The sequence below is a fragment of the Mycobacterium sp. NGS59 genome, from assembly GCF_059812345.1.
The window spans coordinates 22790-35707 of sequence record NZ_JCALCN010000017.1 but is presented as its reverse complement, the minus strand read 5'-3'; the positions used below and the strand labels follow the sequence as shown (position 1 = coordinate 35707).

Sequence of the window (12918 nt, the reverse complement as noted above, 5' to 3'; positions counted from 1 at the left end):
GAACCGCGTGACCGGGCCGACGGGGCGCCGCATAAACTTCCCCGACAAGGCTTGTAAGAAATTCTCTTAAAGACGAAAAGACGTCCAAACCAGGAGGCGCAGTGCCCAGTCACGCCAGTTCGCGGATCTCCAAAGTTCTCGTCGCCAACCGCGGCGAGATCGCCGTCCGGGTGATCCGGGCAGCCCGGGATGCCGGACTCGCCAGCGTGGCGGTGTACGCCGAGCCCGACGCCGAGGCTCCGCACGTCGCCCTGGCCGACGAGGCCTTCGCGCTGGGCGGCCAAACCTCCGCGGAGTCCTACCTGGACTTCGGCAAGTTGCTCGACGCGGCCGCCAAGTCCGGCGCCAACGCCGTGCACCCCGGCTACGGCTTCCTGTCGGAGAACGCCGACTTCGCTCAGGCGGTGATCGACGCCGGCCTGATCTGGATCGGGCCCAGCCCGCAGTCGATCCGCGACCTCGGCGACAAGGTCACCGCGCGCCACATCGCTGCCCGCGCGCAGGCTCCGCTGGTGCCCGGCACCCCCGACCCGGTCAAGGACGCCGACGAGGTGGTCGCGTTCGCCAAGGAGTACGGCGTGCCGATCGCGATCAAGGCCGCGTTCGGTGGCGGCGGCCGCGGCATGAAGGTGGCCCGTTCCATCGAGGAGATCCCCGAGCTGTTCGAGTCGGCCACCCGGGAGGCCGTCGCCGCGTTCGGCCGTGGTGAGTGCTTCGTGGAGCGCTATCTGGACAAACCCCGCCACGTCGAGGCACAGGTGATCGCCGACCAGCACGGCAACGTCATCGTCGCCGGCACCCGGGACTGCTCGCTGCAGCGTCGGTTCCAGAAGCTGGTCGAGGAGGCGCCGGCGCCGTTCCTCACCGACGCCCAGCGCAAGGAGATCCACGAGTCCGCCAAGCGGATCTGCAAGGAAGCTCACTACTACGGCGCCGGCACCGTCGAGTACCTCGTCGGCCAGGACGGGCTGATCTCGTTCCTGGAGGTCAACACCCGCCTTCAGGTGGAGCACCCGGTCACCGAGGAGACCGCCGGGATCGACCTGGTGCTGCAGCAGTTCAAGATCGCCAACGGCGAGAAGCTCGACATCTCCGAGGACCCGACGCCGCGCGGGCACGCCATCGAGTTCCGGATCAACGGCGAGGACGCCGGTCGCGGCTTCCTGCCCGCGCCCGGCCCGGTGACCCGCTACGACACCCCCAGCGGTCCCGGCGTCCGGCTGGACTCCGGTGTGGTGGCCGGTTCGGTGATCGGCGGCCAGTTCGACTCGATGCTGGCCAAGCTGATCGTCTACGGCGCCACCCGCGAGGAGGCGCTTGCACGTTCCCGACGTGCGCTGGACGAGTTCCACGTCGAGGGGCTGGCGACCGTCATCCCGTTCCACCGCGCCGTGGTGTCCGACCCGGCGTTCATCGGCGATGAGAACGGCTTCACCGTTCACACCCGCTGGATCGAGACCGAGTGGGACAACACCATCGAGCCCTTCACCGGCGGCGAACCGCTGGACGAAGAGGAGTCCCGGCCGCGGCAGAAGGTCATCGTCGAGGTCGACGGCCGCCGCGTCGAGGTCTCCCTGCCCGGCGACCTGGCGCTGTCCAGCGGCGCTCCCGACGCCGTCGGTGTGGTACGCCGTAAGCCCAAGGCGCGCAAGCGAGGCGGGCACGGCGGTGCGGCGGCCTCCGGTGACGCGGTGACGGCTCCCATGCAGGGCACCGTCGTCAAGGTCGCCGTCGAGGAGGGCCAACAGGTATCCGCCGGCGACCTGGTGGTGGTGCTGGAGGCGATGAAGATGGAGAACCCGGTCACCGCCCACAAGGACGGGGTGATCACCGGGCTGGCGGTGGAGCCGGGCGCGGCCATCACTCAGGGCACGGTGCTCGCCGAGATCAAGTAGCGCTTCGGCGCTTCCAGCGCTTCGAGCGTCGAGTGTGTGCGGCTACCCGCGCACTCGGCGCCGAATGCGCGGCAGGCTGCACACTCGCGAAAAACTCACTCCAACTGGTCGCGCAGCCGCGCCAGCGATTTGGCCAGCAGCCGGGAGACGTGCATCTGCGAGATCCCGACCCGCTCGGCGATCTGCGTCTGCGTCATCGACTCGAAGAAGCGCAGTACCAACACCATTCGCTCGCGTTCCGGCAGCGCTTCGAGCAGCGGGCGCAGCGCCTCGCGGTTCTCGATCCGGTCCAGGCCCTGGTCCACATCGCCCAGGGTGTCGGCGATGGCACGCGCGTCGTCGTCCTCGTTGCCGCCGCCGCTGTCGATGGACAACGTGTTGTAGGAGCTTCCCGCGACCAGACCTTCGACGACTTCGGCGCGGTCCATACCCAGTTCGACGGCGAGTTCGGTTGCGGTGGGGGCTCTTCCCAGCCGCTGCGACAACTCGGCGGTCGCGGTGCCCAACCGCAGGTGCAGCTCCTTGAGCCGGCGCGGCACCTTGACCGACCAGCTGTTGTCACGGAAGTGCCGCCGGACCTCGCCCATGATGGTCGGGACGGCGAAAGAGACGAAGTCCGAACCGGTTTCGACGTCGAAGCGCACCACCGCGTTGACCAGTCCGACCCGCGCGACCTGGATCAGGTCGTCGCGTGGTTCGCCGCGGCCCTCGAATCGCCGGGCGATGTGGTCAGCCAGCGGCAGGCAGCGTTCCACGATCTTGTCCTGGTTGCGCTGGAACTCCGCCGAGCCGGCAGCAAAGGTGGCCAGCTCGCGGAACATGTCCGGAACATCGGCGTATTCGTTAGGTCGAGATTGGGAACCGCCGGCAGTTTGCTCTGTCAACTGGCCGTCACTTACTAGTGGCCGCCCGTCGCGCTGTCAACGAAATTCCGAAGACACTGCCCGTTGCGTCGGGCTCGCGACCGTCGTGGAACGTCTGGACGTCATCGGCCAGCGAGGTGAGTACATGCCAACTGAAACTGCCGGGGGCCACTACGTCGTGGGTGTCGCACGCGGCGGACGCCTCCACGACGAGTTCCTCGTCGCGCGGGTCCACCACCAGGGTCAGCGTGGCGCCGGGAGTCGCCGAGCGGATCAGCCGGGTGCACACCTCGTCAACGGCCAGCCGCAGATCCGCGACGGCGTCGAAATCCAGGTCTTCGAACGTGCCGATGGTACCGACCAGGGTGCGCAGCATTGCCAGGTTCTCCAAGCGGGCCGCGACGTTCAGTTCGACGGCGCGGTAACCGCGTTGGCGCCCGTCAGCGCGCAGATCCGCATCGGTCATGTGGCCTCCCGGCATAGTTCGACCGACATTACTCCTGGCTTGGTCACGGGCTGCGGCGCCGGGTTGCGGCTCGCCGTGTACCAAGGGGTCGAGCCGGTTGGTCATGATCGCCACCGGATATTCAACCAGTTGTCGGCGAGACAGACGTCTCCGACCCCACCGGCGCGCGCCGACTGCAGCACGTCGCGGTGATAGCCGGGGTGATGAAGGTGCTGAGCGTAGGTGCTCTCGTGATTCGGTCCCCCATGATGGGGTATCCACGCTATTGGACAATTGCCGGTACTCATCATGGTGCTCTCCTGATACCCAGTCACCGGCGGGGGTAAAACTACGAAACCCGTCGTTTCCGGCCGGGTGCTGCGCCGCGTCTGAGCCGACCTTACCGGGCGGCCGCACACCACCGATCGCCCGGTTACCGGGGGGCGCTCGATGAAGTATCGACCAGCCGTCAGCTGGCCAGGCGCTGGCGCTGGACTTCTGGATGCTCGGTGTACCAGCGGTCGGCGATGCGACGGATCCGGCGGTGCTCGAAAGCCAGCCAGACCAGTCCGATCACCGTGAGTACGCCCGCCAACACGCCGAAGGTCATGCCTTGCGAATAGTGCTGGGTACCGAACCCGGCAAGAGATCCGACGCCGGCAATCAACCCGGCCACCACCATCAGGTAGCCCGGCCAGTGCAGCACATCGATCAGCGATTCGCCGGCAAGTGGCCGCGTCGTCCGCAAGTGGTCGACGGGGTCACGATAGGTGTCCCCCATGGCAGCCTCCTATCGGATGCGATTTCTGCGTGAGTGCCCGTGTGGGCAACTAACTCCACGGTAGAACTCGGCAAACCCGATTGGGGGGGCCAACACCGGACCGGCGATGGGCGGGACACCCATCGACAGCGCGATCACCATCAGTGTCAGCAGGAACCAGCCAGCGCCGTGCCATCCCCACCAGACGCCGTTGTCGCGCCACACCCGGTAGGTGCGGAAGAACGCCCACACTCCGGCGAGCAACAAGATCAGGGGACCGCCGAACGCCAGCATCGTCCGCTCCGGCGGGGCCACAGGCCACCGTGTCGATGCTTCCGCCGCCGCAGGTGCTGACCCAAGAGGGCGGCCATCACCACGAAGCCGACTCCGGCCGCGCTCGCCAGCACCGCGAACTTGATGGCGGCATGGACTTCCCTGTCGTCGTGACCCAACCGGTCACCACGCACTCTCTCGTCTGCGGTACGCATCGGAGCACCTCGAATCTGGCGGCTACACCCAACCGGTTTGCCCACCGTTGTCGCTGGGTATTGGACAAAAACGGGTTTCCGGGCGGCCGCGGAGGCCTGCGGTCGCGATCCCGGAAGGCCACTTCACGAAACGCTGCTACGGCGACGAAGGGGCGGCCGGCGCGGCCGACTGAGGATCCGCCGTAGCGAAGCCCTTATCCGGCGTGAGTAGTATCACTGCTTATGGCGACAGCCAGGAGGCGGTTATCGCCCGAGGATCGACGCGCTGAGTTGCTCGCCCTGGGGGCGGAAGTCTTCGGGAAGCGACCCTATGACGAGGTGCGGATCGACGAGATCGCCGAGCGCGCCGGAGTGTCACGCGCGCTGATGTACCACTACTTCCCCGACAAGCGGGCGTTCTTCGCCGCGGTCGTCAAGGACGAGGCGGACCGGCTGTACTCGGCGACCAACATCCAGCCGGCGCCGGGCATGACGATGTTCGAGGAGATCCGGACCGGCGTGCTGGCCTATATGGCCTACCACGAGCAGAACCCGGAGGCGGCGTGGGCGGCTTACGTCGGCCTCGGCCGGTCCGACCCGGTCCTGCTCGGCATCGACGACGAAGCCAAGAACCGCCAGATGGAACACATCATGACGCGGATCGGCGAAGTGGTCAGCGGCATGCCGGGCACGGCGGCGCTGGAAGCCGAGGTCGAGCGCGACCTGCGGGTCATCATCCACGGCTGGCTGGCGTTCACGTTCGAGATCTGCCGGCAACGGATCATGGACATGACGCTGGAAGCCGACCGGCTGGCCGACGCGTGCGCGCACACCCTGCTCGAGGCGATAGCCCGGGTGCCGGAGATCCCCGGCGAGCTGGCCGAGGCGATGTCGACCGCGCGCTTCAAACCGCAGGTCTGAGGCACTTGTCGGTGCCTGTTGGCACCATGGTGTGGTGAGCACTGCGTCTTCTTCGGGCCCGCCGCCTGACGCGCTGGCACGGTTCAGCCCCGTCACCCGCGACTGGTTCGTCAGCACCTTTCCCGCGCCCACCGACGCGCAGGCCGCCGCGTGGAACGCGATCGCCGACGGGGACAACACCCTGGTCATCGCGCCGACCGGCTCCGGCAAGACGCTGGCCGCTTTCCTGTGGGCGCTGGACAACCTGGCCCGCACGCCCGAGAGGCCGGCCGGCACCCGGGTGCTGTACGTGTCGCCGCTCAAGGCCCTCGCGGTCGACGTCGAACGCAACCTGCGCACCCCGCTGGCGGGGTTGACCCGCCTGGCGCAGGCACAAGGCCAGCCCCCGCCCGACATCAGCGCGGGCGTCCGGTCCGGTGACACCCCGCCCACGGTCCGACGCCAGCTCATCACCCGTCCGCCCGACGTGTTGATCACCACCCCGGAGTCGCTGTTTCTGATGCTGACCTCCGCGGCGCGCGAAACCCTGGCCGGGGTGCAGACGGTCATCGTCGACGAGATCCACGCCATCGCGGCCACCAAACGCGGCGCACACCTGGCGCTGTCCCTGGAGCGGCTCGACGAACTCTCCGACGGGCGCCCCGCCCAGCGCATCGGGTTGTCGGCCACCGTGCGTCCACCCGAGGAGCTGGCCCGGTTCCTGTCCGGACATGCCCCCACCACCATCGTGTCCCCGCCGTCGGCCAAGACCGTCGAGCTCTCCGTCCAGGTTCCGGTCCCCGACATGGCCAACCTGGCCGACAACTCCATCTGGCCCGACGTCGAGGCGCGGCTGGTGGACCTGATCGAGACGCACAACTCGACGATCGTGTTCGCCAACTCGCGCCGGCTGGCGGAGCGACTGACCGCGCGGCTCAACGAGATCCACGCCGAGCGACTGGGTATCGCGGGACCCCCGGAGGGGAATCCCAAGGTGGCCGGCGGCGCACCGGCCTATGTCATGGGCAGCGGACAGACGTTCGGCGCCCCCACGCTGCTGGCCCGCGCGCATCACGGCTCGGTCAGCAAGGAGCAGCGCGCCCTGGTCGAGGAGGACCTCAAGAGCGGGCAGCTCAAGGCGGTGGTAGCCACGTCCAGCCTGGAACTCGGCATCGACATGGGCGCGGTCGATCTGGTGATCCAAGTGGAGGCGCCGCCGTCGGTCGCCAGCGGCCTGCAACGCATCGGCCGGGCCGGTCACCAGGTCGGCGAGGTGTCGCGCGGGGTGCTGTTCCCCAAACACCGCACCGACCTGCTCGGTTGCGCGGTCAGCGTGCAACGCATGCTCACCGGCCAGATCGAGACCATGCGGGTGCCCGCCAATCCGCTGGACATCCTGGCCCAGCACACCGTGGCCGCGGCGGCTCTCGAGCCGATCGACGCCGACCGCTGGTTCGACACCGTGCGCCGCAGCGCGCCGTTCGCCACGCTGCCGCGCAGCGTTTTCGAGGCCACCCTGGACCTGTTGTCCGGCAAGTACCCCTCCACCGAGTTCGCCGAACTGCGGCCGCGGCTGGTCTACGACCGCGATCACGGCACGCTGACCGCGCGGCCCGGCGCGCAGCGGCTGGCCGTCACCTCCGGCGGCGCCATCCCCGACCGCGGGCTGTTCACCGTCTACCTCGCCAGCGACTCCGAGAAGTCGTCGCGGGTGGGCGAGCTGGACGAGGAGATGGTCTACGAGTCCCGTCCCGGCGACGTGATCGCGTTGGGTGCCACCAGCTGGCGCATCGTCGAGATCACCCACGACCGGGTGCTGGTGGTTCCCGCCCCAGGGCAGCCCGCCCGGTTGCCGTTCTGGCGCGGTGACGACGTGGGCCGGCCGGCCGAGCTGGGCGCCGCGCTGGGCGCGCTCACCGGGGAGCTGGCCAGCCTGGACCGGGATGCCTTCGGGAAGCGTTGCGCGAGTTGGGGTTTCGACGACTACGCCACCGACAATCTGTGGCGGTTGCTGGACGAGCAGCGCACCGCGACCGGCGTGGTGCCCACCGACAGCACCCTGTTGATCGAACGGTTCCGCGACGAGCTGGGCGACTGGCGGGTGATCCTGCACTCGCCGTACGGGCTGCAGGTGCACGGTCCCCTCGCGCTGGCGGTGGGGCGGCGGTTGCGCGAACGTTATGGTCTCGACGAGAAGCTGACCGCCTCCGACGACGGCATCGTGGTGCGACTGCCCGACACCACCTTCTCCGGTGACGACACCCCGCCCGGGGCCGAGCTGTTCGTCTTCGACCCCGACGAGATCGACCCGATCGTGACCACCGAAGTGGGCGAATCGGCGCTGTTCGCCTCCCGGTTCCGCGAGTCGGCGGCGCGCGCGCTGCTGCTGCCGCGGCGGCATCCGGGCAAACGGTCGCCGTTGTGGCAGCAACGCCAGCGCGCGGCCCAACTGCTGGAGGTCGCGCGCAAGTATCCGGACTTCCCGATCGTGCTGGAAACCGTCCGCGAGTGCCTGCAGGACGTCTACGACGTGCCGACGCTGACTCAGCTGATGGCGCAGATCGCCCAGCGCAGGCTGCGGGTGCTGGAGGCCGAAACCAGCAAGCCCTCGCCGTTCGCCGCGTCGCTGCTGTTCGGGTACGTCGGCGCGTTCATGTACGAGGGCGACGTGCCGCTGGCCGAACGCCGCGCCGCGGCGCTGTCGTTGGACAGCACGCTGCTGGCCGAGTTGCTCGGCCGGGTCGAGCTGCGCGAGTTGCTCGACCCGGAGGTCATCGCCGGCACCGGCCGCCAGCTTCAGCACCTGTCCGAGGACCGGGCCGCGCGCGATGCCGAAGGGGTCGCCGACCTGTTGCGGCTGCTGGGCCCGCTGACCGACGACGAGATCCTCGCGCGGGCCGCGGTGACCGACCGCGCGGCGCTCAACGGATGGCTGGAAGGACTGCTCAGCGCCCGGCGCGCGTTGGCCGTGTCGTTCGCCGGGCGCAATTGGTGGGTCGCGGTGGAGGACATCGGCCGGCTGCGTGACGGCGTCGGGGCGGCGGTACCGGTGGGCCTGCCCGCGGCGTTCACCGAGCAGGTCGCCGACCCGCTGGGCGACCTGCTGGGCCGCTACGCGCGCACGCACACCCCGTTCACGACCGCGCAGGCCGCCGCCCGCTTCGGCCTGGGGCTGCGGGTGACCGCCGACGTGCTGGGCCGGTTGGCCGGCGACGGCCGGCTGGTGCGCGGGGAGTTCGTCGACAGCACCGGTGGCCCCGGCGCCGAGCAGTGGTGTGACGCCGACGTGCTGCGCATTCTGCGGCGGCGTTCGCTGGCGGCGCTGCGCGCCCAGGTCGAGCCGGTCAGCACCGCAGCCTATGGCCGGTTCCTGCCGGCCTGGCACCACGTCGGTGACCGGTCGTCGGGACATGCCGGATTGGACGGCCTGGCGGCCGTCGTGGAGCAGCTGGCCGGCACCCGGATTCCGGCTTCGGCGCTGGAACCGCTGGTGCTGGCTCCGCGGGTGCGGGACTACTCCCCCGCGCTGCTCGACGAGTTGCTCGCCACCGGCGAGGTCACCTGGTCGGGCGCCGGGTCGATCTCGGGCAGCGACGGCTGGATCGCGTTGCACGTGGCGGACTCTGCTGCCCTGACCTTGGCCCCGCCGGCCGAGATCGAACTCACCGACGTGCACCGGGCGATCCTGGACGCCCTGTCCGGCGGGGGCGCCTACTTCTTCCGTCAGCTCGCGCAGGGCGGGCACGGCGAGGCCGAGCTCAAATCCGCGCTGTGGGAATTGATCTGGGCCGGCCGGGTCACCGGCGACACCTTCGCGCCGGTGCGGGCACTCCTCGGCGGCAGCGTCGGCGCCCGCAAGCGCTCGGCACCGGCGCACCGCACCCCGCGCGCGCCGCGGCTGAGCCGGTACAGCGTCGCGCACGCTCAGACCCGGCCCTCCGACCCGACGGTGGCGGGTCGGTGGTCGGCGTTGCCGGCCCCCGAACCCGACTCCACGCTGCGCGCGCATTTCCAGGCCGAGCTGCTGCTGAACCGGCACGGTGTGCTGACCAAGGGCGGGGTTGCCGCCGAGGGGGTGCCGGGCGGTTTCGGCACGCTGTACAAGGTGTTGCGCGCATTCGAGGACGCCGGCCGGTGCCAGCGGGGTTATTTCGTCGAGTCGTTGGGCGGTGCACAGTTCGCCGTCGCCTCCACCGTCGACCGGTTGCGCAGTTACCTCGACGGGGTCGATCCACAACGGCCCGAGTACCGGGCGGTCGTCTTGGCCGCCGCCGACCCCGCCAACCCCTACGGTGCGGCGTTGCCGTGGCCGAGTGCGTTGAGCGACGGAGCCCGGCCGGGCCGCAAGGCCGGCGCCCTGGTGGTGTTGGTGGACGGCGAATTGGTCTGGTTCCTCGAGCGGGGCGGACGGTCCCTGCTGACCTTCACCGACGACCCCGGCGCCTGCCATGCGGCGGCGGTGGGGCTGGCCGACCTGGTGGCCTCCCGGCGGGTGGCGTCGATTCTGGTCGAGCGGGTCGACGGGGTGTCGGTGCTCGCGCCCGACGGCCCGGACGCAGTGGTGGCGGCGCTGGCCGAAGCGGGATTCGCGCGCACCCCACGCGGTCTGCGGCTGAGGTAGACGATGCCGGAGGGAGACACGGTCTTTCACACCGCCGACACGCTGCGCCGGCAGCTGCTGGGAAAAACGTTGACGCGCTGCGATATCCGGGTGCCCCGCTTTGCCACCGTGGATCTCACCGGGCAGGTGGTGGACGAGGTGCTCAGCCGGGGCAAGCACCTTTTCATCAGGGTCGGTGCGGCCAGCATTCACTCGCACATGAAGATGGACGGCGCCTGGCGGGTCGGGGACAAGCGGTTGCGGGTGGATTACCGGGCACGGATCATCCTGGAAGCCGGCGACATTCGGGCCGTCGGCGTCGACCTCGGCGTGCTGCAGATCCTGGCACGCGACCACGACGCCGAGGCCGTCGCCCATCTGGGACCGGACCTGTTGGGTGAGGACTGGGATCCGCGGCGCGCCGCCGCAAACCTGACCGCCGACCCGGACCGTCCGCTGGCCGAGGCGCTGCTGGACCAGCGGGTGATGGCCGGGGTCGGCAACGTCTACGCCAACGAACTGTGCTTCATCAGCGGCCATCTGCCGACCGCGCCCGTCAGCGCCGTCGCCGACCCCTTAAGGCTCGTTTCGCGTGCACGAGACATGTTGTGGGCCAACCGTTTTCGATGGAACCGCTGCACCACCGGCGACACCCGGGGCGGACGGCTGATGTGGGTGTACGGGCGGGCGGGGCAGGGTTGCCGGCGCTGCGGAACCCCCATCTCGCAGCAAGATCCACCGGACGGCAGCGCCGAACGGGTGCGGTACTGGTGCCCGGTCTGTCAGCGCTGAGTCAGTCCCGGCCGTGGCTCATGAAGAACTCAGCGATCACCTGAGAACCGTCGAACGCACGGGTGGTGGACCCGATCACGGCCTTCGGCAGGTACTGTTTGCCGCCCGGCCAGGTGTGCCCGCCCTTATCGATCTGATAGTGGATCACCTCGGTGTCGTCGGCGCAGCCCCGGGAATCGAAGCGGCGCACCACGGTTCCGTCGCCGACGCTGGGGAGTTCCTCGACCCGGGGATTGGCCGGGCACCGGTCCACGGCACGCCACCGGTCGACCATGTCGGCGACCGAGATGGCATGGCTCAACCCGCCGCGACCGCGGACGTCACCGCCGTTGTAGGGCACCACCGCGTCGGCGGTGCCGTGCGCATCCAGCACCGAGACCGGACGCGACGGATTGCACGCCACGCCCACACCCAACGTGCCCGAGATGGGCGCGATCGCGGCGAACAAGTCGGCACGCTCGCACGCCAGCCGGTTGGACATGAAACCGCCGTTGGACATGCCGGTGGCGAAGACATGCCCGGTGGGCACGTTGTATTCGTCGCGCAATTTGGTCACCAGCGTGACCAGGAATCCGACGTCGTCGAGCCGGCGACGGTCGGCCGGCGACGCGCCCCGCCCGTCGGCCCAGCTCTTGTCGTAGCCATCGGGATAGACCACCACCAGGCCGTTGGAGTCGGCGACGGAGTCGAAGTTGGTCAACCCCCGCTGTCCGGCACCGGTACCGCCGCCACCGTGCAGGTTGAGCACCAGGCCGACGGGCGGGCCAGGGGGCACATGCACCAGGTAGGTCCGGTTCAGCGCGCCGTAGCGGAGCATTCCGGCCTGATCGCGGGCCCCGGCAGCGTGAACTTGCCGTTCGCTGCAGCCGACCAGGCTGATCAGGAGAACGGCCGATGAGAGCAATCGCGCCCACGGCATGGGTTAAAGCTACCGATCACAGCGGGCGCGTCGGCACGGCGGCGGGATGGACACTCAGCCCGCCGACGGCGAGCGCGGGATGAACATCCCCTTCACCTCCAGACCCATGGCCAGGTCTTCGTACTTGGTTTCCTTCCGTTTGCGCCAGCCGCTGCCCGCCGCGATCGGCGGCGCCACCAGCGGCGGCAACATGGGGAACCCGGCGTCTGCGACCTCGCCGGCGGCAAGCGGGGTGGCCGCGGAGGCGAGTTGCACCGGCAGATGCGCGCCGGTGAGCACCGCGGTTGCGGCGGGCGGGGCGGACAGGCCGCCCATCGACACCGCGGCGCCCATCGCCGCCGTCGGCTCCGCTGCGGCCACGGCGTCGGCCGCGTCGGACAATCCGGCCACCGCCCCGCCCAGGGCGGCTTCCCCTTCCGACAGACCCTCGGCGACATCCGGAGACAGCCCCGCCAGCGCCTGCGCGGAGGTGAACTGCGCGAAGTAGCTGAGCATGTTGATGGGGAACCCCGACGAGACGAACTGATTCAGGTAGGTGTTCGTCAATCCGAACCAGCCCTCGTTGGGGTCAAAGGTGACGCCGACCGCCTGCAGAACCGCGTCGAGCGGGGACACCGGCGGTGCGACGGCGTCGGCGGGTGCGGCCAGGGCCGCGACGGCTGCGGCTGGTGCCGGGGCCGCGGAAGCGGAGGCTGCCTGCACGGCATCGGCCTGAGCCGCCGTTCCTTCGGGCGTGGTGATCACGGGCGGAGACGAGAACAGCGGCAGCGCGAGAGCCTGAGCCGACGCCGCCTGGTAGCGGTACATCGCCACGGCATTGTTCAGCCACATCCGGTCGTACTGCGCCTCGGTCTCAGCGATGGCCGCGACGTTCCTGCCGAAACCATTGGTGGCCAGCAATTCAGCCAAGTGCAGCCGGTTCGCGCGCACCACGGACGGGTGAACGACCGACGACAGCGCGGCAGTGAAAGCGCCCGCGGCGACCTGCGCCGAAGAACCCAACTGCAGGCACTGCTGCGCGGTGCCGCGCAGCCAGGCGAGGTAGGGTCCGGCGGCGTCGACCATCGTCGTCAACGACAAGCCATGCCATTCCGCGGCCAGTGCCGACAGCACAGCGGTGTAGCCGGCCGCGTTCTCTTCGAGCTCGGTGCCGAGTCGGTGCCACACCAGCGACGCCTCGATCAACGATTGCGCCCCCGGCCCCGAGTGGATCAGCGCCGAGCTGACCTCCGGCGGCAAAGCAATGAACTCCATAGCACTTCACAATGACAATCGTC

Annotated in this window: 9 protein-coding genes and 1 pseudogene; 4 read left to right on the top strand and 6 right to left on the bottom strand. The window is 69.6% G+C overall.

Going from position 1 to position 12918, the window contains the following annotated elements:
- The first annotated feature begins 101 nt into the window (after nt 1-101).
- Nucleotides 102-1895, top strand: a complete 1794-nt coding sequence (locus tag AC5Y46_RS18120; RefSeq protein ID WP_499941706.1) for an acetyl/propionyl/methylcrotonyl-CoA carboxylase subunit alpha — start codon at nt 102-104, stop codon at nt 1893-1895.
- 95 nt (nt 1896-1990) lie between these two features.
- Here AC5Y46_RS18120 and AC5Y46_RS18115 read toward each other — a convergent pair whose 3' ends face one another.
- From AC5Y46_RS18115 to AC5Y46_RS18100, 4 genes and pseudogenes are all read right to left on the bottom strand, one after another.
- Nucleotides 1991-2779, bottom strand: coding sequence for an RNA polymerase sigma factor SigF (locus AC5Y46_RS18115; protein ID WP_499941704.1), 789 nt, complete (start codon nt 2777-2779; stop codon nt 1991-1993).
- 7 nt (nt 2780-2786) lie between these two features.
- Nucleotides 2787-3224 carry an anti-sigma factor gene (locus tag AC5Y46_RS18110; protein WP_499941703.1) on the bottom strand — a complete coding sequence of 146 codons (438 nt, stop codon included), beginning with the start codon at nt 3222-3224 and terminating at the stop codon, nt 2787-2789.
- Nucleotides 3225-3672: 448 nt separating this feature from the next.
- Nucleotides 3673-3984 carry a protein UsfY gene (usfY, locus tag AC5Y46_RS18105; protein ID WP_499941701.1) on the bottom strand — a complete coding sequence of 104 codons (312 nt, stop codon included), beginning with the start codon at nt 3982-3984 and terminating at the stop codon, nt 3673-3675.
- An 84-nt stretch (nt 3985-4068) separates the two neighbouring features.
- Nucleotides 4069-4451, bottom strand: a pseudogene (locus tag AC5Y46_RS18100) (hypothetical protein); the annotation flags it as partial.
- Nucleotides 4452-4673: 222 nt separating this feature from the next.
- On the opposite strand from AC5Y46_RS18100, the gene AC5Y46_RS18095 reads away from it, so the two are divergent.
- The 3 genes from AC5Y46_RS18095 to nei2 are packed head-to-tail and all read left to right on the top strand — an operon-like array spanning nt 4674 to nt 10722.
- Nucleotides 4674-5351, top strand: a complete 678-nt coding sequence (locus AC5Y46_RS18095; RefSeq protein ID WP_499941697.1) for a TetR/AcrR family transcriptional regulator — start codon at nt 4674-4676, stop codon at nt 5349-5351.
- A gap of 34 nt (nt 5352-5385) precedes the next feature.
- A complete protein-coding gene (locus tag AC5Y46_RS18090; protein WP_499941695.1) occupies nt 5386-9951 on the top strand; it encodes an ATP-dependent helicase in 4566 nt (1521 codons plus the stop codon).
- Nucleotides 9952-9954: 3 nt separating this feature from the next.
- Complete coding sequence (gene nei2 / locus AC5Y46_RS18085) at nt 9955-10722, top strand: endonuclease VIII Nei2 (RefSeq protein WP_499941693.1); 768 nt, start codon at nt 9955-9957, stop codon at nt 10720-10722.
- A gap of 1 nt (nt 10723) precedes the next feature.
- On the opposite strand, the gene AC5Y46_RS18080 is transcribed toward nei2, so the two are convergent.
- Both AC5Y46_RS18080 and AC5Y46_RS18075 read right to left on the bottom strand, forming a co-directional pair.
- The gene (locus tag AC5Y46_RS18080) at nt 10724-11641 is read right to left on the bottom strand and encodes a CE1 family esterase (protein WP_499941691.1); all 918 of its coding nucleotides are present in this window, start codon (nt 11639-11641) and stop codon (nt 10724-10726) included.
- A gap of 54 nt (nt 11642-11695) precedes the next feature.
- Nucleotides 11696-12895 (bottom strand): PPE family protein, encoded by a 1200-nt coding sequence (locus tag AC5Y46_RS18075; protein WP_499941689.1) that lies wholly within the window; start codon nt 12893-12895, stop codon nt 11696-11698.
- Nucleotides 12896-12918 lie beyond the last annotated feature (23 nt).

Coding starts and splice junctions, on each gene's coding strand:
- AC5Y46_RS18110 (WP_499941703.1), bottom strand. CDS start 3,224: ATGACCGATGCGGATCTGCGCGCTGACGGGCGCCAACGCGGTTACCGC.
- usfY (WP_499941701.1), bottom strand. CDS start 3,984: ATGGGGGACACCTATCGTGACCCCGTCGACCACTTGCGGACGACGCGG.
- AC5Y46_RS18095 (WP_499941697.1), top strand. CDS start 4,674: ATGGCGACAGCCAGGAGGCGGTTATCGCCCGAGGATCGACGCGCTGAG.
- nei2 (WP_499941693.1), top strand. CDS start 9,955: ATGCCGGAGGGAGACACGGTCTTTCACACCGCCGACACGCTGCGCCGG.
- AC5Y46_RS18080 (WP_499941691.1), bottom strand. CDS start 11,641: ATGCCGTGGGCGCGATTGCTCTCATCGGCCGTTCTCCTGATCAGCCTG.
- AC5Y46_RS18075 (WP_499941689.1), bottom strand. CDS start 12,895: ATGGAGTTCATTGCTTTGCCGCCGGAGGTCAGCTCGGCGCTGATCCAC.